A 20,619-nucleotide genomic window follows, 5' to 3' on the forward strand; every position below is an offset into this window, starting at 1 on the left:
ACAAGAACAAGGAGAAGAAAAAGGAAACGGAAAAGTAAAAGGAAAAGGAAAAGAACAAGAACAAGGAGAAGAAAAAGGAAACGGAAAAGGAAAAGAACACGGAAAAGAACAAGAACAAGGAGAAGAAAAAGGAAACGGAAAAGGAAAAGGACACGGAAAAGAACAAGAACAAGGAGAAGAAAAAGGAAACGGAAAAGGAAAAGGAAACGGAAAAGAACAAGAACAAGGAGAAGAAAGAGGAAAAGAAAGAGGAAAAGAAAGAGGAAAAGAACAAGAACAAGAACAAGAACAAGGAAAAGGAAAAGGAAAAGGAAAAGGAAAAGAAAAAGAACAAGAAAAAGAAAAAATGAATCAAGTAAGTAAAACTAAAAAAAAGTTACGAGAAAACAAGGCTGGATGCCCAATAGTTGTTAGATAAAGGGAGTGCCATGGGTTATATTGAGGATTTACGAAGCTTGTAGGGAAATGCAAGTGATTTTAATATGGGCAATAGCATTAATATTCAATCCACTTGTACAGATTTCATTACAATTTCGAACAGATACAAAAGTATAGAGATTACCACCAAAAGATATGGATTCTGATATTATAAAAGAAATTTGTGATTTTTCCAGATTTCGCAACTGGATTTTTGCGAAACCAGCCGTATTTTCGCTCTTCTTAAAAAAGCAGTAATGAAGCATAAATGACCTCTTTCCAAAGTATTGGTTGGGAATATGAATAAATCGTAACCAACAGCTTTGGAGGGAGGAGATTTGCCGATTCTACAACTCGTTGCAAAAGAGGTACTAAAGGAAGATAAAAAAATGATATCGGAATGGATGCTATAGGAACGATGGCTTTTTAGATTTCATACTCAATTGGTCTCCAACAATATGTATAAGATCAAGGAGTAAAGAAATGTCAAACAACGCAAAGTTGGAAGGAGCTGTATTTTAATGAGCTGGAAGCATTCGTATACTATTTGGACAAGTTACCCCCATTTAAATCATGAAATGCGTTTATTGCTTGAAGAAATGAAGGATGATGAAATAGTACTTGAAGACGCCTTTTATAAAAATTTGGAATTTGGGACGGGTGGTATGCGAGGGGAAATGGGTCCAGGTACTAATAGGATGAACATTTATACAGTGCGAAAAGCGACTAAAGGACTTGCTGAGTATATTCAATCGTTTGGAAACGAGGCAAAATCGAGAGGAGTCGTAATTGCTTACGATTCAAGACATAAGTCTCCCGAATTTGCATTGGAAGCAGCCAGGACTTTGGCAACAATGGGAATTAAAGCTTATTTATTTGATGAATTACGTCCTACCCCCCAGCTCTCTTTTTCCGTACGTAAGCTGGGTGCATTTGCCGGTATCGTCATTACAGCAAGCCATAATCCCCCTGAATATAATGGGTATAAAGTGTACGGATCAGACGGGGCACAGCTACCTCCTGAAGCGGCGGATCAAGTCATTAATTACGTGAACGCGATTGAAAGTGAGCTTTCCATTGTAGTTGAGGAAGAAGAAATCCTAGAGGACAGAGGACTCATTCAAATCATCGGGGAGGAGCTGGATACTGCTTATAATGAGCAATTGCTCACTATTCCGGAAAATCCAACGTTAGCAGATGAGATCGATGTAAAGCTCGTGTTTACACCGCTTCATGGTACAGCCAATCAATCAGTAAAACGTGCTTTGCATGATTTAGGATATCGAAATGTCCATATTGTTAAAGAACAGGAAATGCCCGATGCTAACTTTCCTACCGTTAAAGTCCCTAATCCAGAGGAACATGCTGCTTTTGAATTGGCCATTGAGCTTGGAAACCGCGTCGACGCTGATTTATTGATTGCCACCGACCCGGATTCGGATAGGCTCGGTATTAGCGTGAAAAATAATGCTGGAGAGTATGTCGTATTAACAGGCAACCAAACCGGCGCTCTCTTTTTGGATTATTTAATTTCACAAAAACAAAAGAAAGGGACTCTTGCTGGAAATGGAGTCGTATTAAAGACCATCGTGACTTCAGAAATAGGAAGGGCGATTTCGGAGCAAAATGGTTTAAAAACAGTAGATGTTTTAACTGGATTTAAATTCATTGCTGAAAAAATCAATGAATACCACACAAGTGGAGAACATTCTTTCCTGTTTGGCTATGAAGAAAGCTATGGATATCTAATCAAAGATTTTGCTCGAGATAAGGATGCCATACAGGCTACCATTCTGGCAGTGGATGTCTGTGCCTATTACAAAAAGCAAGGCAAAACGATGTATGAAGGTTTAATGGATGTGTTCGATAAATATGGATATTACTTGGAAGGTTTGCAATCGTTAACTTTAAAAGGGATTGAAGGTGCAAGACAAATTGAAGCGATTCTAAATGAATTCCGTGAAAATCCACCAGATCGAATTTCTGATCTTCAAGTATTGGTTCAAGAGGATTATCTAAGCAGGAAAAAATACATGTTTGCGTCAAATAGGGAAGAGGCAATCAAGCTCCCAAAATCGAACGTATTAAAATACTTTCTTGAAGATGGCACATGGATATGTTTACGACCTTCGGGAACAGAGCCTAAAATTAAATTTTATTTCGGTGTTAAAGGCAGCTCGATGAAGGAAGCGAAAGGGAAATTATCCATCGTTATGAAAGACTTTATGAGAAGTATCAATGAAATGCTTTAAAGATGGACTCTCATTCAGAGGGTCTCCTTAAAAAACTGGGGTTCGCATTCATTAAGTAAAGAAATGCGGACCCCTTTTTGTCTATCATTAGATTAGTACTGCATTCTAAATCTAGCACCACAGCCTTCCGGAGTCATAATTACCCTACTGGAAATCAAGATTCCCGGTAGGTCGTCCTTAGGCCTTCGGCGTTGAATAGGGTCCATATCCCAACATGGGTTGGGTTTGAGGTTGTGCGTGGTAGGGTATAAGGGGCTGATGTTGATATTTATCACTATTCGACACTAATTGGAATATTGAGCATATAATATACTATTCCAATCCAATTCTCCAAATCCCCCTATTTAGTAGCCTTGCTGATACCGTATGACGTTACGTAGTACAGTTGTACAGGCCCAAGGGTGGGCCTTATGAAAGGTGCTGAATGGGAGGGTTTTTAAAAGGTTCCTTATTTGCGCTTTTGGTGAGACCATCCCCGAAGAGATAAGTCAAATAAGAAAATAACCTTTAAAGAAGAAGTCATAAAACATAAAACGAGAACATTTAACATCATACATAAAATCGACATTCAAACAAAAGAAACTCCTCATATTTAACTCTGTCATATTATTGTTATAAAGATATATTTTAAGCGTGCATACCCCGACTGGTTCCTTCCTGGAGACTTGCCGAAATTACTAATGTTTCTTACCGAGTGGTGATGCACATTGCCCTTTTTACTCTCTACGGAGCCTAATTTGATATTTGATCAAGCACCTTTTTAATATAAATAGTAATCCACTCAGCATCCAAGACTTCTATTTTTAGATCAGGGACTCCTTTCATGTGCCGAGCGTAAACAACTAAAAATTCCTTTTCGCAAGCTTTAATTAAGTTCATGAAAGGCTTCTAAAACTACGGCTGTGCTTTATATTATTGCTGTGATGATTGAAAACAGCGCATTAAACGTAAAATCATGAAATAAGTATTAGAAGTGAAACGGTTCTTTGTTAATTATTTTTTTCATCTTCTATTCGTTTTATCTCCAACTTTCTTCCTTTTTATTATTAGGGAATAGACGTTTTTTCAAAAAAAAAATTTCAATCTAATGAACTTTTTTTAAGACCTTAAATTTCTTTCCTGCTTATAAAAATATTCGAAGGTGAGTGAACATGAAAAATATATTAAAAAGAAAAATGATAAAAATAATTAGTGGAAACAAGGAAAGTAGATTAACCGTTCAAGTTGCTGATACTCAAAGAAAAAGAGAAATGGGCTTAATGTTTGTTGGGAAATTACCCGAAAATGAAGGGATGTTATTTGTGTTTTCAGAAGAAGTATATGGTGGATTTTGGATGAAAAACACATTAATTCCTTTATCAATTGCTTTTCTTGACCCAGCTGGGGAAATTCTAAAAATACTTGATATGGAGCCTTGTAAAGAGTATATATGCCCTACCTATGATCCAGAAATAGTATATCATTATGCAATTGAAGTGAATCTTGGATGGTTTGAAAAGAACCATATTAAAGTAGGGGATTATGTTAAGCTTGGTTGAATCATATTTTTTAAAATAATATCATTCAATCGAATACGGTTAAGAGCATGTTTTGGATCAATCTTTTTTCAAAACATGCTCTATCAAGATATTTTGTATTAATTTGATGCCACTTTGCGTCAAAACCACAATAACACTTCTCGTTTATTATGCCCTTGCACGTACCAGAGGATGCATACCAAGGCGCAGATAACTTCTCTCTTATGCTAGTTTTTTTTGTTTTTGGTCTAAGCGATGACTTAGGAAAGTTAGAAGACTTGCAAAGATAGCAACCAACCCACCTACCAATGTAACATTCATCAAATTTCCCTGATGGTAAACAACTCCGCCTAATGCAGAACCAACGGCTATACCGACATTGCTTGCTACTGGCATCAGTGAAGCAGCTAGTCCTGTAGCTTTTGGTTGATAAATGCCAGCTAGATCTATCAAATAAAGCTGGGTAGATGTTGTTAAAAGGATCGCCATTAATGACATTAAGCTAATATTAACCAATCCAAAGATTAAGTTATTTGTGGTCCAATATAAACTGACTAGAACAATCGCTTGAACGAGAAAAACAAACCGGAGACGTCCGATAGCATTGTGGCTGGCAATTTTACCAGCAAGAATGTTGCTGAAAATGGAAATAAACCCGTAGCCAAACAAGATTAGACTGATTGAACTACTTGGTGCTTCCATTCCTTTCAGGATCGGAACAAGATACGTATAAACGGCATACGTTGCACCAAATCCAAGAGACGGAATGAAAAAAGCCATTAAGATTCTTGGGTGTGTTAACAAAGAAAATTGCTCACGCATTGAACTGCGAAATGTACTGTGCATAGTAGGCAAAATCAAGAAAGATGCCAAAAACGCAATTCCACCGAGAAAAGTCGTTAAAAGAAAGGTCGCATTCCAGTCGTACCAATCAGCGATCACAGTGCCTATTGGTACTCCAATTACATTTGCAAGAGTAAAACCACCGAAAACAAATGATATAGCTAGTCCACGTTTCGCGATTGGCATGGTTTCACTTGCTACAATCATGGCAAGTGAAATTAAAACTCCTGTTACGATCGCTGTCATCATCCGAAGAGCAAGCAGCATGATGAAGTTCGCCGATATTACGCACAAAGCATTCAGGATAATGAACGAACCTATCAAAAACAACATCCATTTACGTTTTGGAAAATGGCTTGTTGCCGACATCACGAGTGGTGTCGCAATGGCAAAGGTAATGGCAAACGCAGAAACGAGTGTACCTGCTTTTGCATTTGTAATATTTAGACTCGAGGAAATATCGGTTAAGATCCCGATGATAACAAATTCGCTTGTCCCGAGAACAAATGTTAATAAAGTAAGTGTTAAGATGAGTAACCAATGTCGCTTGGATAATTCTGTGTCGTGCATAAATACCTCTTTTCTTAGATGAATGTAAATGTGTCACAGGGGAGATAAACAATTTAACTATCATATCATAAAAAATATCTTTGAGGAAAACCCTTGCTTGGTTATCGTTTATTATTTCTTGCTAAAAGGCTTGTACCTGAATCATTCACTTATTTTACCGTAACCTGTTTTGTAATAGGACAAAATATTATAATTCAAATCATAAGATCTTGATGGTAATGAAAAAAAGTAAAAAACTCAAACGGGAACGATGGAAAAGAAAGTTAAGGATAATTAGAAGAGGAAAGCTGTCAAAAATACCTTGGTAGGAGGCCATGTAAGATTTGATGCTAAAGTCCATAATACTTACTTTAAACATCAAGGATGGAAGGATGATAAATGTGAAGTGTATTGTCATTAATGGTTAATCCAATTCGAGAAATTCTGGTGCTAAGCTAATTTCAAACACCTTTTAAAAACGGAATTAGGTATGTAACCTATAAAATAACCGAACCGGAACTTATTATTCACTTTGTTTTTTACCCGAATTACATGAAAGTTTCATGTTACTATCGGTATTAATTCGGGGTATATTTCTTCTTTCTGATCTCATACTAAAGATAAGAAGGAGGGGTATCCATGGCAAAACGGACAAAGAAAAATGATGCAGACCAAAAGAACAAACAAGGATACAATTCAAGCAAAACAGATTCTGAATTCTCTAAAGAATTTGGCAGTGCAAACGCTAATCAAGCACATAAAAATAAAGCAAAAAAAGAAAAAGCATCTAAAAATCAAGGTGAGTGGAAAGGCATGCATTAATTAATACTTGCCAGACCCCGACTCAAGATAAGTGAAGACTGCACAGGGTCAATGGCTGGAGGCTTTTCATGCTTCTAACGGTTTACTGAACTTTATGTAAAGGGGCAATTTAGATGACTCAATCTAAGCGACAAGAAGAACGCCAATGGAAAGATCGTAAACAATCGCAGAATCCACATGGTAAGGTTAAATCATTTGAACAATTAGCTGAAGGCATGGGCAAAAATGAAACTGAAACTAAGTAAAACGGCTTAACAATCAGAGGCTAGCCCAAAGGCGCAGAGCCCAACATAATAGTGGGGTCACTTCCTTGGGGGGGACCCCCTTCTTGTCGTTTTTAAAAATGTAATCTTTATGAAAAAGCATAATGTCTTCGTAGTGGACAACATTAAACATTTTATGGTAATTGATATATTTTTTGGTTAAAATGGTTTAGAGGTGATTTTGTTTTGGAATACACAAGTTTGTTCATCATGCTGGCAATTATCTTTTTAATAGTAATGACCAATAGTTTTTTATTTTGGTGGATAAAAACTACAATAGTAGCTTATTATTCTGTAATTTCTTATATCTTTATAAAAACTAAAAACAAAATTGATAGACAATATGAGAATATCCTCCCTGTACCAGATACATATTGGGATAAAAATTCAGGCTGGGTTGACACGATGGCTGGATATTATTTCTGGCCTTTGGCAGTAATTCTCCTTTTTATTTATTACAAATGGTATAGAAGTGTACAAAGCAAAACAGCTAAAGGATTGATTGTTGTTAGCTTCATTCCATCAACTGCCATTTTTTTATTTATTACTTTTTTATTCGGGTTTGGCTACGGGTACAGACCATAAGGATAGTGCTTGTTTATTACATAGTTTGTGTCAACTTTCAATAGGTCTTAAGCAAGTAACGAGTGTGTTTGCGACATAATAAGGCTGTCATTTGGCGGCCTAAGGTATGATTAATAAATCAAATTCAAAATAAGAAAGAAAAAGAATGCTAGGGGTATTTTGGGTATTTTGTATTTTTTACACACTTTATGTATAAAATTGTAATCATAATGTAAAATTAGGTAAATATGTTTGTCACTTAAAGCTGATAAAATTAAAAAAAAAGGATTTTATCGGGGGAGAAAATGAAAAAAATTATAGCATCTTTTTTAGTGTCAGGATTGTTACTATCAAATCCGTTGGTTAGTAATGCTGCATTGGGCGATCGGACGTTAAAAAGTGGAATGACCCATACCGAAGTAAAACAATTACAAGAGGTATTAAAGAAAAAAGAATATTTTAAGAGTAAGAATACAACTACATATTTTGGCACGGTTACTAAAAGTGCAGTTGTAAGGTTCCAAAAAAATAAAGGTTTAAAAGCTGATGGTATTGTAGGTCCGAATACATATAAAGCATTGGGTGTAAAAAAGCAGACATCCACCGTAGCTAATGTGAATAAAGCAAGCAATAAATCTTCTGCGATAATGAAAGAAGCAAAAAAACATTTGAATGTACGGTATGTATGGGGGGGAACTACGCCTAAAGGTTTTGATTGCAGCGGATTTCTAAAATACGTTTTCGAAAAAAGCGCAGATGTCACTTTACCAAGAACGGTATCTGAAATTTATAAAAAGGGGACAAAGGTTTCCAAACTACAAGCTGGAGATTTGGTCTTTTACGAGACTTATAAAACTGGCGCCTCACATGCTGGTATTTATATAGGGGGTAATCAATTCATCCACAGCTCATCATCAAATGGCGTTAGCATTACCTCCATGGATAATAGCTATTGGAAAAAAAGATATTTAGGAGCAAAAAGAATGTAATAGAGAAAGTTGCCAGTCCTTTTTTTGAGGCTGGCTTTTATTTTTTTAAATTGCTCTACAAGTAGATTATGCTACCGAGAAGTCCTATGTGAACTTTTTCAATCAAATAAGGATGCTAGCATTAAACCCCACAATCCATACTATGCATCAAGTAATGTGGACCAAGTCCTCCAAATGTTCAATAAGATTTTTCATTGTTATCATGGGGGGATCTATCATCTTAAATTGAAAAATAAAAAGACGAGTTGTCTCGCTACCCATTCCTTATGAAACTGTTGATTTATGTTCTAATGTTGATCATGACTTTAACCGATTCCTCTTTTCAATTATTTACTAGAAAAAACGGGTTAACAAGTTTTCATCTTGGATTATTTACAAACTTTTAAAAAGCTTTAATAATCTGCATCAATCTTTTTATGACAAAATCCTCATTATTTTCTCGACTTTGAATCCATGCCATCAATTTCCTCTTATGCATGTTGTAAATGTGGTAATAACCTCCACTTTTTGTGTATTAACCGTGACTTTTAGCTTGTTTTTCAGGCAAAGATATAAAATCACAAACAATTAACAGAACATTTAAAAAGGTTTGTTAATTTCGAGGGGGGAGTTTGCTTTAAGGAATATAGCATCCCTCAAAAAATTTTTGGAGGTAATGTTAATGATATCTAGCAATAGCGGTTTAAACAGACGTAATTTCTTAAAAGTTGGTGGAATGAGCACTTTAGCATTAACACTTGGTTCAACTGGGGTATTTTCACTTGCGGGAACTACAAAAGGGTTTGCAGTGGAATCTAGCAATCCAACAAGCGGTTTTGGTGGATATGGCCCGCTAGTAAAGGATCCAAATGGAATTCTTGATCTTCCAAGGGGATTTCATTACACAATGCTTTCTCGAACTGGTGATGTCATGCCTAATGGTGACCTTGTCCCTTCTGCTCACGATGGAATGGCTGCATATAAAGGAGAGAAGGGGACAACCATACTTGTAAGAAACCATGAAAATGGGACAAATTCTGATTACCCTGTAAATGGAAAAAAACCGTGGAGTTCTGGTGCTGCGGGTGGCACAACCACATTAATCGTTGGACAAAATAATAAAGTCATTGATCAGTATGTATCGAGTTCAGGTACAATCCGTAACTGTGCAGGTGGAGCTACGACTTGGGGTACCTGGTTAACAATGGAGGAAACCCGTGATATGGGACATGGCTTTGTATTTGAAGTAAATCCGCTTGATCCTGAAAACGAAATATCAAGTACACCAATCCGTGATATGGGTTATTTCTCTCACGAAGCTGGGCATGTTGACCCTTCAACAGGGATTTGGTATTTAACGGAAGACGCAAGTCCAAGCTTCTTGTATCGTTTTACACCACATGACCGTAGTCAAAAACTAGGTTCTCTTCAAAAGGGCGGTACACTTGAAGCAGCAGCGATTGATGAATTACCAGCTGCAGCTGCAAGTCAATTTAGTACTAGACAAAAATTCGGGATTGTTTGGAAAAAATTAAACCCTGAAATCGCACAGCAAGACGCTAAGGAAAAAGGCTGTATTCAGTTTAGCCGCTTAGAAGGGGCTTATTTTTCTGAAGGCACTTTATGGTTTGATGATACAAGTGCAGGTTCAGCGCGTCTTGGCCGTGTTTATCGCTACACGCCAGCGACAAACACTTTAGAACTATTCTATGAGTCTACGGATAAAAATGATTTAGAAGCACCAGATAACATTACAATCACTCCTTGGGGAGATCTATGGATCGCCGAAGATGGTGGCGGTAATGATCGTATTGTCGGATTGACTCCTGAAGGACATATTTATACTTTCGCTGAAAATATGATGAACGGTTCTGAATTTGCTGGCCCTACATTTTCTCCGGATGGAAATACTTTCTTTGTAAATATGCAAACACCAGGTATCACCTTTGCGATTTGGGGACCATTTGCACGCAGAAATTCTACCCGTAGAAGAGCTATGAACCAGGCCCTGCCGCCAGCAAGTCTTGCTCCTGTTGTTTCGGATAAACTTACTGCAGTTGCAGATGAACAAGGCATGTCTATATTGGAAGCAGCGGCTTTAGAGCGCCATGGTATGCCAATTTTATAATTTATCATCGCATTTTGATTACGAACAAACCATCATGGTTTAGGAGGTGAGAAGATTGTTATCTAGTATCGGCGTTCCCGGCCTAATTCTCATTCTAGTCATTGCGTTAATCATTTTTGGTCCTTCTAAATTACCGGAAATCGGAAGTGCTTTCGGGAAAACTTTAAATGAATTTAAAAAAGCAACAAATGATTTGATCAGCAATGACAAAGAAGCAAAAACTAACTCTGAAGAAAAAACGAAACTAGTTGCACTTGATAAAACCGAAAAGACTGGAAACTAAATAACTTGTGTCTACAATTTAATAGAGTAATTGCTTGGAGGAAATAGGATGAATAAAATGGGAATGAAGTTATTGACGGGCTGCTTTTCGCTGGCGATGGTTGCTGCTTTTGTCGGAAAGCCCTTAACAGCAGTTGCGGAGGAAAAGCTCAAGGAGGGAGAGAAGTTTGAACTCACCATTCTCCAGACGAATGACTTTCATGGTCATTTGGATGACATCGTCACGCTGGTTGATGGAACCATTCATCACAATTCAATTGCGAAGTATGCCACCATCATTGAAAATGTGCGCAATGAAGAGAAGAATCTGCTTCTGGTCGATGGCGGGGATATCTTCCTGCGCGGCGAGTTTCAGGCGGGTCAAGGAGAGTTGGAAACGTCGCTTTTGAAAGCTTTGGACTATGATGCAATGGTTCTCGGAAACAACGATTTCCGCGTTTACCCTGCCGGAGAGGGCACACAGGAAAGCCGTTATGAACAGTTAAAGAATTATCACCGCAACATGAATTTCCCCATCCTTACTGGTAATGTCATTGACCGGGAAACAGGAAAGTACATTCAGAATGTCAAGCCTTGGAAGAGTTTTTCTTTCAATGGCGTTAAAGTCGGCATGATCGGCCTTACTTCGATGAAGCCGGAAATTCGAGGTTGGAATGATGTTGCAGACTTCGATTTCATCGAACCGGTAGAAGCGTTGAATGAGTTGCTTCCTGAAGTGAGTGAAAAGTCCGACATTAATATAGTCCTTTCGCATGCTGGAAACACTGAAGACCACAAGTTGGCTCAGGTTCCAGGAGTTTCAGCGGTAATCGGCGCAGATACACACAAGGTCACCGAAACGCCCGAATACGAATTCAATGGAGAGGTGATGGTGCCAATTACTCAAGCCGGCGGAGAACAAGAACATTATTTGGGACGCTTGGATTTGACTTTTGAAGTTGTTGACGGGAAAATGACGTTGGTTGAATCCGATGGATTCCTCTACGACGTCACAAATGTCCGAGCCGATCCGGAGATACAAGAGATTATAGATGAATATCGTTCAGAGTTGAATGCACGATAATCCAAATGAAGTCTTCATAATGCTTTGTCGTTTCTTTAGTAATTATGCAGTATGAATGCAAGAGGTTGTGCAGAAAGTCGGTGAAAACTAACGACTGCCGGCCTTTTTTTGCGCATTACCGCCCTTTTCACGGAGAACGTCGAACTTAGTGTAGATTTTATCTGAGTCGTTTAGCTTAATTCCGCTCCTTTTTTATAAAAAGGAGGGATAGATAACTAAGCATTTGTTATGCCATTGAGATTGCGAAGGATTTGTACTTAACTACGATGAATAATTTATTGATATCCATAAACAACCAATAATATTTTGCCCGCTGATGGTCATAATAAATAAAGAATAAGGGGCTAGTGATTTACGTGTGATTCATATCATATAGTAAATGAGGTGTCAGTTAAAGACGTTTAACTTAACTACTGGAAGCTTCATTAAAAATCGTTTCGAGCAAGGAGATGGTTCGCTTGCACGTAAAAGCAGAAAACTCATTCAATAATTGTCAATTATGCTTTGAAAGTTGATAAAACTTTTAAGATATAGGGGATGGTTGCTTTGGATGGTAAACTCTAGTCAGATACCGGTATTTACTCTATTGTAGATGAGGTGTTTATCGCAGAGAATTTATGCTGATTCGAAATGAAGCAAACCCCTTTTTCAGACAGGGTGCAACATTCAGTTGCATCCTGTTTTTATGTGTGTTCTTTCCTTGTTATCACTAGCGTGAGCATTTTATTTAAATCCTATTTACTTACCGTTACGGTATAAAGTAAAAAAAGAACCCAAAAAGGAAAAGCATAAAGGTAACAAGATGATAAAAATTTAATACACTATTATCGGAGAAGACCTAAATCAAACAAAAAGGATGGGATCCTGATGGTTGATGAAAATAAGCAAAAAAACAAACGGGAACAATGGAAAAAGAAAGTCATGGATAACCTGAAGAGGGAAACGGTCAAAAATATCATAGCAATAACGGGAGACCTAGCAAGATTAGATGCTAAAGTCAATAATACTTACACTGTATACATCAAAGATGGAAGGATGATAAAGCAACCTAAAAACGGGAAGTGTGTTGTCATTAATGGAAAAGTCCAAGATTAAAATTTGTGAAGGAATAGAGAATATATATTATAGAGGCGGAGGTATATAGCGGTCGGATTACAGTAAATGGTGCATGGCCATAACAAAGTTCATAGTGCAAAGGTGCAAGGAAAGATTTCAGGAGCCTTTTATGAGCTCTAATTTGATAAGATTTGGTACATTTGAGATGTACGGCCGAGCAAATCGTACTTGAAACCCACATACAGGGGAAGAAATACAAATTACTGATCCAAAAGTTTACTGCTTCTAAACATCTGATAAGGTAAAGATGCGGTTTAATGAAAAAGTAGTATAGCGTAAAAAAATACTCTGGATGAGATATACTCCAGAGTACTTTTTTATGTAAAGTTTAGGTTATATACTTTCGCACCTGTTTTTACATAGTTTAGTGCTATGGGTAAATGTAAAACACTTATATCAGTAGCCAGGGCAAAACGTACGGGTGCGTGGGACATGATTTCATGAAGAAAACTTTCCGCCCCCTACTTGTAGAAACATGTTGTAGGTTTGTTGAAATTAGATATCGTATAACAAGCGAAGCTATGAAACTACAGGGAGGGACAGGGGTACTGGTTAATAAGCGGAGGAGAAACAAAGGTTTTGACATCCTATAGCTGGTTTATTACTTTAACAGCCTGTTAAAGCCCCCATTTTAATAGGAAATAAAAAAGAATTTTTGCTAAATTAATAAAAATATATTCCGAAAATGACCTCGACAGAATAAATGATAAAACCATATTCAAAGCAGTTAAGTAATAAATAAACAAGATTTAAAATGGAAAAAAATAGATTTTTAAAAGGGAATTCAATACTTTTGTTGAACAAGAATATTGTGGGTCATTTTAACCGTTTGATATTTGCGATTGTAACCGTTTACAACGAGATATATAACTTGATCATGTTAGTGGATTATACGTACAAAATCGTTTGAGAATGGAGGTTAACCCATGGTTAGCACGATGGAGATAAATAAGCATGATTCTCGTTCCTTCCTAACGGAAGAACACTTATTATTTAAACAATCACTTCGTGAATTTCTCGCCAAGGAGGCTGTCCCTTTTTATGATCAATGGGAAAAGGAGGGGGAAATACCTTCCTCATTTTGGAAAAAGTTTGGAGATAATGGATTTTTATGTCCGTGGCTTGATGTGGACTTCGGTGGAATAGGAGCAGATTTTGGATATTCAGTTGTGCTGGCAGAGGAATTGGAAATGGTTGGATCAGCGTTAGGAGGAATTTCCATTCATTCTGATGTTGTAGCCCCTTATATTGCCTCATTCGGAACAATAGATCAGAAACAAAGATATTTACCGAAATTCATTACAGGTGAATTGATTTCAGCTTTTGCATGGCTAGAGCCGGGAATGGGTTCGGAATTAAGTGATATCCAAACAACAGCGATTAGGAAAGATGGGTATTATATTGTCAATGGAGCCAAAGAGTTTGTCACAAATGGCTTTAAGGCCGACTTCATGATTGTGGCATGCAAAACTGATCGTAATGCTGTTCATTCCCAGGGCGGGATCAGCTTGCTGATCATTGATAAAGATACACCAGGTTTTTCACGGGGAAGGAAGCTTGGTAAAACAGGACAGGGATGCTTAGACACAGCCGAACTATTTTTCGATGATGCTTCAGTTCCTGTTGGCAACCTCCTTGGGGAGGAAGGGGAGGGTCTCTCATATATCATGCAAAAACTGCAGCAGGAAAGACTAATGTGTGCGATTGGGTCTTTAATGGCGGCGGAAGAAATGCTTCACTTAACGATGGATTTTATAAGAGGACGAAAAGCATTTGATAAGAAAATAAGTAAATATAAAAATGCACAGTTTACCATTGCTGAAATAGCGACAGATATTCATCTGGGAAGAACATTTGTTGATGGTTTGATCTGTAAACATATGACTGGGGCGAATATCATAGCTGAAGTATCGATGGCTAAATATTGGATAACGGAGATGTCTAAGCGAATATCTGAAAAGTGCATGCAATTACATGATGGCTACGGAAATATAGGAGACGATAAAATTGCCCAGCGTCACCGGGATATTCCTTTGACAACTTTCTTTACAGGGACAGATGAAACCGTAAAAACCCTTATTGCTAAAAATATTGGATTTTAATTCATCTTTAATTTTATATATCTTTTAACTACCTCATTTTAATTGAGGTAGTTTTTTTCATTTATTCAAGATAATTCCAATGAACTAGTTTTTTTAAAATAATAGGTTTAACCAGTTTGCTAAATGGGTAGAAGAGACTGTGCAAATGAAAAATTAATATATTTGTAAAATTTGTAATTGTATGCGACTGATGGAGGTGCTTGTTATGTTAAAAATCGAAAATGTATCGAAAATCTATAAGGGAGGAAAGAAAGCCGTAAAAAATATATCATTGGATATTAATAAAGGGGAGTTCATTTGTTTTATTGGTCCGAGTGGATGCGGTAAGACAACGACAATGAAAATGATTAACCGTCTTATCGAACCGTCGGAAGGCAAGATACTTATTAATGATGAAAATATACTGGATAAAGATCCAGTCGAGCTAAGAAGACAGATCGGTTACGTTATCCAGCAAATCGGACTTTTCCCTCACATGACGATTCTTGAAAATATCACCCTCGTTCCAAAGCTTCTCAAGTGGAATGAACAGAAGAAAAAGGAACGCGCACTGGAATTGCTTCAGCTTGTTGATATGGGTCCTGAATACTTGGAAAGGTATCCCTACGAATTGAGCGGCGGGCAGCAACAAAGGATAGGCGTTCTCAGAGCACTAGCTTCAAATCCTCCACTCATTTTAATGGATGAACCTTTTGGCGCCCTAGATCCAATCACCCGCGATGCCCTTCAGGAGGAATTTAAAAATCTACAGCGCACACTTGATAAAACAATTGTTTTTGTTACCCATGATATGGATGAGGCCATTAAACTAGCCGACAGGATCGTCATCTTAAAAGCTGGTGAAATCGTCCAAGTGGGAACACCGGATGAAATCCTCAGAAACCCTGCCAATGAGTTTGTGGAAGAATTCATCGGCAAAGATCGCCTGCTTCAAACAAGACCGAATGTTGAGTTGGTTGAACAGATCATGAGTCGAAACCCAATATCCATTACAGAGGAAAAATCGCTTACAGATGCAATTACGATCATGCGCGAGAAACGGGTAGATTCTTTACTTGTGGTCGATGAGCAAAATGTGTTGAAAGGGTTCGTGGATGTTGAAACGATCAGTGAATATCGTAAAAAGGCTAAATATATCAGTGAAGTAATCAATACTGAAGTCTATTCAGTGAAACAGGATACTTTAATCCGTGATTCCGTTCAGAAGATTTTAAAACGAGGATTCAAATACGTGCCGGTAGTTGACCACAATAAACATTTGGTCGGGATCGTCACCAGGGCTACATTGGTGGACATCGTATATGACAGTATCTGGGGAGAAGAAGAAAATCTAATGGAAGAAATGGCAGAAATGATTTAGGAGGTGAATGAGATGGTAACTTTGCTCGATTTTTTACAAACGAACTGGCAAGAATTGGTTTACAAGGCATGGGAGCACTTATATATATCCTTGATCGCTGTTTTCCTTGGAATAATAATTGCCGTACCACTAGGGATCATGTTGACGCGAATGAAAAGGACCTCTTCAATAATAATTGGAATGGCAAACATTATGCAGACATTGCCGAGCTTAGCGGTTCTAGCCTTTTTCATTCCTTTCCTCGGGGTTGGGAAAACACCCGCAATCATTGCGTTATTTTTCTATTCCGTTTTACCCATTCTCAGAAATACATACACAGGCATTAAAGGCGTAAATGAAAATCTTCTGGAATCCGGACGCGGAATCGGGATGACAAGCTGGGAGAGAATTCGTCTGGTTGAATTCCCGCTTGCACTTTCCGTCATTATGGCTGGCATCCGGACGGCTTCCGTCTATTTAATTGGATGGGCCACCTTAGCTTCCTTTATTGGAGGCGGGGGACTTGGAGATTACATTTTTATCGGTTTGAATTTATACCAAACAGAATATATCATCGCAGGTGCAGTTCCGGTAATCATCATGGCTATCCTGGTGGATTATGTATTCTCGATCATTGAACGAAAAGTCGTACCAAAAGGTTTGAAAGGTATGAAGGAAGCTGCTTGAGGAGGATTACCATGTATAAAAAAATGAGACGTACAATTTTCATGACCCTTTTAGTTTGTTCATTAGTGATCACCGGCTGCTCCTTGCCTGGTTTAGGGTCATCTTCTGAAACTACTGTAAAGATCGGTGCCCAAAGCATGACCGAATCCGAGATCTTGGCGAACATGATCGCTCAACTCCTTGAAAGGAATACGGAAGTTGATACGAAAATCATTAAAAATCTAGGTTCCAATTTCGTTCAGCAAAAGGCGATGGAAACCGGTGACATAGACATAGCCGCAACTCGATATACAGGGACTGATTTAACGAGTGTGCTGGGACAGGACATTGAAAAGGATCCAGTAAAGGCGATGGAAATCGTTCAAAGGGAATTCAAAAAACAATATGGGTTCAAATTTTTTGATTCTTACGGATTCGATAACACTTATGCCTTTACGATTTCAAATGAATTGGCAGAGGAAAAGGGGTATCAGAAAATATCGGATCTGGAAAAGGATGCAGATAATTTAAGGTTAGGTGTAGACAGTGCTTGGCTGAAAAGAAAAGGCGATGGTTATAAAGGGTTCGTCGATACATATGGATTGGAATTTGGGGAAACGTATCCGATGCAGATTGGCTTGGTATACGATGCAGTCAAAAATGGTCAGATGGATATTGTCCTTGCATACTCCTCAGATGGAAGGATTAAGGTTAATGATTTGAAGCTTTTGGAAGATGATAAACAATATTTCCCTCCATATGACTGTTCACCGGTCGTTACCGAAGAATTATTGGAACGATATCCTGAAATTGAAGAAGAGCTAAACAAGTTAATTGGTGAAATCACTACTGAAACCATGCAGGAACTGAACTATGAAGTGGATGGGAACTTGAAGGAACCATCGGTCGTAGCATCGGAATTCCTTAAAGCACATAAATACTTTGAATAAATGGGAGGTGCACACTAATGGAAACCTTGCAACAGCTGGGAACTTATTATTCCCAAAATTGGATGTATGTACTTACTGAATTTTATCGCCACTTTTTAATGTCCGCCTATGGAGTTTTATTTGCAGCAATCGTAGCCATCCCGATAGGCATTTTCATCGCGAAACATAAGAAATTGAGCAATTGGGTATTTTCAATATCGAATGTGATACAAACCACACCAGCATTGGCTATGCTCGCTCTCCTGATGCTAGTAATGGGGTTAGGAACAAATACGGTTATCTTATCATTGTTTTTATATTCCTTACTGCCAATCTTGAGGAACACTTATGTCGGAATTACAAGTATCGATCATGCTTATTTAGAATCTGGCAAGGCAATGGGAATGACTAAGCTCCAGTTACTAAGAATGGTCGAACTGCCATTATCTCTGTCTGTCATCATGGCTGGCTTACGTACAGCGCTTGTCGTTGCAATTGGAGTAACCGCGGTCGGTACATTCGTAGGCGCAGGCGGACTGGGGGATATCATTGTCAGGGGTACGAACGCTTCAAATGGAACGGCAATCATACTTGCAGGAGCAATTCCGACGGCATTGATGGCCATTCTCTCAGATCTGATACTAGGCTGGCTTGAACGAATACTTTCACCGATAAAAAAGAAAAAAACGCATACTGCCTAAATCAAAAGAGCCATTGCATGTTAATGCAATGGCTCTTTCTTGGCCAGAAATGACAATTACCGATTGGAAGTCAGAAGCTCAGACTGGCAGACTTAGTTTTTTATTTCAGAAAAAGGGTAACTATAAGGGTAGTCGTAAAAAAATATAAGGGGAATCAATCATGAAACTTACACCAGAGCAACGTATTGAACTTCATGGCTTTAATAATCTTACGAAATCTTTAAGCTTTAATATGTATGATATATGTTATACAAAAACGAGGGAAGAGAGAGAGGCCTACCTGGATTATATCGATGAACAATATAATGCAGAGCGGCTTTCGAAGATCTTGCACAATGTTTCTGATTTAATAGGGGCACATGTTTTAAATACGGCCAAACAGGATTATGTCCCTCAAGGAGCAAGTGTAACAATACTTGTTTCAGAAGGTCCTGTCGTAGAAGTACCTACAGGAACTTATGAAGAATCACCAGGGCCTTTACCTGATAATGTGGTCATGCAACTGGATAAAAGCCATATTACCGTACATACATATCCTGAATTCCATCCGAATGAAGGCATTAGCACATTCAGGGCCGATATCGATGTCTCTACTTGTGGGGAAATATCACCTCTTAAAGCCCTTAATTATCTCATTCATTCCTTCGATACCGACATTATCACGATCGATTACCGAGTAAGAGGCTTTACGAGAGATAAAGATGGGCGGAAATTGTTCATTGATCACGATATTAATTCCATTCAAAACTATATTCCTGATGAAGTGAAGGGTTTATATGACATGATTGATGTGAATGTATACCAGGAAAATATATTCCATACAAAATGTAAGCTGAAAAGATTCGATATTAATAATTACCTATTCGGCTATACAGAGGAAAAACTGAATACAAAAGATAGGCAAGAAATTATAGAAAGGCTTCGAACGGAGATGGATGAAATTTTTTACGGTGCCAATATTCCGCATCCAATAGAAAAAAACAAGCATGCCGATTAAGGGATGCTTGTTTTAATCGAAAACTTAATTTAAATGGAAAACCTGAACTAATACATACCCCAGACAAGTCAATAATATAGAGCCGATCAGTCCAGCTATAAAAGGTTTACCGCCATATTTCCTAAAGGTTACGAGGTCAATATTCAATCCTAGTCCTGCCATGGCCATAGCCATGAGGATATAGGAAAGCATAACAAGTTTATCGGCTATGGTTTCAGGAACTGCACCTGTAGAATAAAGGGCACTCATTAACAAAAATCCAAAAATAAACCAAGGTATTTGAATGGACTTCCAGGAAAATCTCTTTCCGTTTTCTCTTGCTCGATCTTTCCAATTCATGATGAATCCGATTAAAATGGCAACGGGAATGAGCAGGGCCACCCTTGTCAATTTGACCACGACTGCCAAGTCGACTGCCTCATTTCCCCCTGGCGCCGCTGCAGCGATGACATGAGCGATTTCATGGAGTGTCGCACCCGAGAATATACCATATCCTTGATCGGATAACTCCAATAATGGATATAGGATTGTATAACCGAAAGTGAAGGTTGTACCTAAAACAGCAACCGTCGCCACGGCTATTGCTGTATCTTTTTCTTTTGCTTTTATTTGGGAGGAAATTGCCAAGATGGCAGCAGCGCCACAAATTCCCGTTCCGCAAGCTGTCAATATGCCTAGCTTTTTCTCCACTTTAAAAAGACGGGTCAATCCATAAACTACCAATATAGCAAATCCAAGACAAATGGCACCCACTGCAAATGTTTTCGGACCGGCATTAAATATATCCTTTAGGTTCAGGCGCATTCCCAATAAGATAATGCCCATTCTCAAAAGGACTTTACTTGAATAATTTGTCCCTGCAACGGTGTAAGCTGGGACTCCAATGATCGCTTTCCATACAACACCAATCAGTATCGCAATGACTAACTGTCCCATTATATGAAGGAATGGAAGCTCCGCTAAGTATTTTGCAGCAATGGCGATTATCAAAGTCAATGCTATTCCTTTTGTAAATCCAAGTTTTTTGGTTTCGACGTTTGTTTGTTCCAGTGTGATCACTCCATCTTTGTTGATGCCTTAACTTTAAATCTAAATTAAAAA

Annotated in this window: 19 protein-coding genes; 17 read left to right on the forward strand and 2 right to left on the reverse strand. The window is 38.1% G+C overall.

All coding sequences use genetic code 11. From position 1 onward, the window contains the following. From ACFRAK_RS23595 to ACFRAK_RS23605, 3 genes are all read left to right on the forward strand, one after another. The coding region (locus ACFRAK_RS23595; protein ID WP_394572612.1) for a hypothetical protein at positions 1-418 on the forward strand (418 nt) is incomplete at its 5' end. A gap of 520 nt (positions 419-938) precedes the next feature. After that, the gene (locus tag ACFRAK_RS23600) at positions 939-2,669 is read left to right on the forward strand and encodes a phospho-sugar mutase (protein WP_394572613.1); all 1,731 of its coding nucleotides are present in this window, start codon (positions 939-941) and stop codon (positions 2,667-2,669) included. A 1,151-nt stretch (positions 2,670-3,820) separates the two neighbouring features. Next, on the forward strand, positions 3,821-4,207 hold the full coding sequence (locus tag ACFRAK_RS23605) for a DUF192 domain-containing protein (protein WP_387598818.1): 387 nt from the start codon (positions 3,821-3,823) through the stop codon (positions 4,205-4,207). Positions 4,208-4,408: 201 nt separating this feature from the next. Here the strand turns inward: ACFRAK_RS23605 and ACFRAK_RS23610 are convergent, their stop codons facing one another. Beyond that, the gene (locus ACFRAK_RS23610; RefSeq protein WP_394572614.1) at positions 4,409-5,599 is read right to left on the reverse strand and encodes an MFS transporter; all 1,191 of its coding nucleotides are present in this window, start codon (positions 5,597-5,599) and stop codon (positions 4,409-4,411) included. A gap of 618 nt (positions 5,600-6,217) precedes the next feature. Here ACFRAK_RS23610 and ACFRAK_RS23615 point away from each other — a divergent pair. From ACFRAK_RS23615 to speD, 14 genes are all read left to right on the forward strand, one after another. Beyond that, positions 6,218-6,400 (forward strand): hypothetical protein, encoded by a 183-nt coding sequence (locus ACFRAK_RS23615; protein ID WP_387708307.1) that lies wholly within the window; start codon positions 6,218-6,220, stop codon positions 6,398-6,400. A 113-nt stretch (positions 6,401-6,513) separates the two neighbouring features. Beyond that, positions 6,514-6,645 (forward strand): DUF6254 family protein, encoded by a 132-nt coding sequence (locus ACFRAK_RS23620; protein ID WP_387598808.1) that lies wholly within the window; start codon positions 6,514-6,516, stop codon positions 6,643-6,645. A gap of 204 nt (positions 6,646-6,849) precedes the next feature. Then, entirely contained in the window at positions 6,850-7,248 is a 399-nt protein-coding gene (locus ACFRAK_RS23625) for a hypothetical protein (RefSeq protein WP_387598805.1), read from the forward strand. Positions 7,249-7,532: 284 nt separating this feature from the next. Continuing rightward, positions 7,533-8,216 carry a C40 family peptidase gene (locus ACFRAK_RS23630; RefSeq protein WP_394572615.1) on the forward strand — a complete coding sequence of 228 codons (684 nt, stop codon included), beginning with the start codon at positions 7,533-7,535 and terminating at the stop codon, positions 8,214-8,216. 661 nt (positions 8,217-8,877) lie between these two features. Continuing rightward, the gene (locus ACFRAK_RS23635) at positions 8,878-10,323 is read left to right on the forward strand and encodes an alkaline phosphatase PhoX (protein WP_394572616.1); all 1,446 of its coding nucleotides are present in this window, start codon (positions 8,878-8,880) and stop codon (positions 10,321-10,323) included. 55 nt (positions 10,324-10,378) lie between these two features. Next, positions 10,379-10,606, forward strand: coding sequence for a twin-arginine translocase TatA/TatE family subunit (tatA, locus tag ACFRAK_RS23640; protein ID WP_387598796.1), 228 nt, complete (start codon positions 10,379-10,381; stop codon positions 10,604-10,606). Positions 10,607-10,654: 48 nt separating this feature from the next. Next, positions 10,655-11,668, forward strand: coding sequence for a bifunctional metallophosphatase/5'-nucleotidase (locus tag ACFRAK_RS23645; RefSeq protein WP_394572617.1), 1,014 nt, complete (start codon positions 10,655-10,657; stop codon positions 11,666-11,668). Between the two features lie 867 nt (positions 11,669-12,535). Continuing rightward, positions 12,536-12,763 carry a hypothetical protein gene (locus ACFRAK_RS23650; protein WP_387598790.1) on the forward strand — a complete coding sequence of 76 codons (228 nt, stop codon included), beginning with the start codon at positions 12,536-12,538 and terminating at the stop codon, positions 12,761-12,763. A 947-nt stretch (positions 12,764-13,710) separates the two neighbouring features. Beyond that, a complete protein-coding gene (locus tag ACFRAK_RS23655) occupies positions 13,711-14,886 on the forward strand; it encodes an acyl-CoA dehydrogenase family protein (protein ID WP_394572618.1) in 1,176 nt (391 codons plus the stop codon). 205 nt (positions 14,887-15,091) lie between these two features. Then, the gene (locus ACFRAK_RS23660; RefSeq protein WP_387598785.1) at positions 15,092-16,246 is read left to right on the forward strand and encodes a betaine/proline/choline family ABC transporter ATP-binding protein; all 1,155 of its coding nucleotides are present in this window, start codon (positions 15,092-15,094) and stop codon (positions 16,244-16,246) included. Between the two features lie 12 nt (positions 16,247-16,258). Continuing rightward, a complete protein-coding gene (locus tag ACFRAK_RS23665) occupies positions 16,259-16,912 on the forward strand; it encodes an ABC transporter permease (protein WP_394572619.1) in 654 nt (217 codons plus the stop codon). Positions 16,913-16,923: 11 nt separating this feature from the next. Further along, complete coding sequence (locus ACFRAK_RS23670; protein ID WP_387707650.1) at positions 16,924-17,841, forward strand: osmoprotectant ABC transporter substrate-binding protein; 918 nt, start codon at positions 16,924-16,926, stop codon at positions 17,839-17,841. 17 nt (positions 17,842-17,858) lie between these two features. Then, complete coding sequence (locus ACFRAK_RS23675; RefSeq protein WP_394572620.1) at positions 17,859-18,521, forward strand: ABC transporter permease; 663 nt, start codon at positions 17,859-17,861, stop codon at positions 18,519-18,521. A gap of 160 nt (positions 18,522-18,681) precedes the next feature. Beyond that, complete coding sequence (speD, locus tag ACFRAK_RS23680; protein WP_394572621.1) at positions 18,682-19,518, forward strand: adenosylmethionine decarboxylase; 837 nt, start codon at positions 18,682-18,684, stop codon at positions 19,516-19,518. A gap of 24 nt (positions 19,519-19,542) precedes the next feature. On the opposite strand, the gene ACFRAK_RS23685 is transcribed toward speD, so the two are convergent. Next, a complete protein-coding gene (locus tag ACFRAK_RS23685) occupies positions 19,543-20,568 on the reverse strand; it encodes a YeiH family protein (protein ID WP_394572629.1) in 1,026 nt (341 codons plus the stop codon). Positions 20,569-20,619: the final 51 nt, after the last annotated feature.

Source organism: Peribacillus sp. NPDC056705 (assembly GCF_043656335.1).

Excerpts from the sequence above, each read along its gene's own strand:
- ACFRAK_RS23675 (WP_394572620.1), top strand. The coding sequence starts at position 17,859 with ATGGAAACCTTGCAACAGCTGGGAACTTATTATTCCCAAAATTGGATG.
- ACFRAK_RS23605 (WP_387598818.1), top strand. The coding sequence starts at position 3,821 with ATGAAAAATATATTAAAAAGAAAAATGATAAAAATAATTAGTGGAAAC.
- ACFRAK_RS23615 (WP_387708307.1), top strand. The coding sequence starts at position 6,218 with ATGGCAAAACGGACAAAGAAAAATGATGCAGACCAAAAGAACAAACAA.
- ACFRAK_RS23670 (WP_387707650.1), top strand. The coding sequence starts at position 16,924 with ATGTATAAAAAAATGAGACGTACAATTTTCATGACCCTTTTAGTTTGT.
- ACFRAK_RS23630 (WP_394572615.1), top strand. The coding sequence starts at position 7,533 with ATGAAAAAAATTATAGCATCTTTTTTAGTGTCAGGATTGTTACTATCA.
- ACFRAK_RS23620 (WP_387598808.1), top strand. The coding sequence starts at position 6,514 with ATGACTCAATCTAAGCGACAAGAAGAACGCCAATGGAAAGATCGTAAA.
- ACFRAK_RS23635 (WP_394572616.1), top strand. The coding sequence starts at position 8,878 with ATGATATCTAGCAATAGCGGTTTAAACAGACGTAATTTCTTAAAAGTT.
- ACFRAK_RS23600 (WP_394572613.1), top strand. The coding sequence starts at position 939 with ATGAGCTGGAAGCATTCGTATACTATTTGGACAAGTTACCCCCATTTA.
- ACFRAK_RS23645 (WP_394572617.1), top strand. The coding sequence starts at position 10,655 with ATGAATAAAATGGGAATGAAGTTATTGACGGGCTGCTTTTCGCTGGCG.
- ACFRAK_RS23665 (WP_394572619.1), top strand. The coding sequence starts at position 16,259 with ATGGTAACTTTGCTCGATTTTTTACAAACGAACTGGCAAGAATTGGTT.
- ACFRAK_RS23655 (WP_394572618.1), top strand. The coding sequence starts at position 13,711 with ATGGTTAGCACGATGGAGATAAATAAGCATGATTCTCGTTCCTTCCTA.
- ACFRAK_RS23610 (WP_394572614.1), bottom strand. The coding sequence starts at position 5,599 with ATGCACGACACAGAATTATCCAAGCGACATTGGTTACTCATCTTAACA.
- ACFRAK_RS23650 (WP_387598790.1), top strand. The coding sequence starts at position 12,536 with ATGGTTGATGAAAATAAGCAAAAAAACAAACGGGAACAATGGAAAAAG.
- ACFRAK_RS23660 (WP_387598785.1), top strand. The coding sequence starts at position 15,092 with ATGTTAAAAATCGAAAATGTATCGAAAATCTATAAGGGAGGAAAGAAA.
- speD (WP_394572621.1), top strand. The coding sequence starts at position 18,682 with ATGAAACTTACACCAGAGCAACGTATTGAACTTCATGGCTTTAATAAT.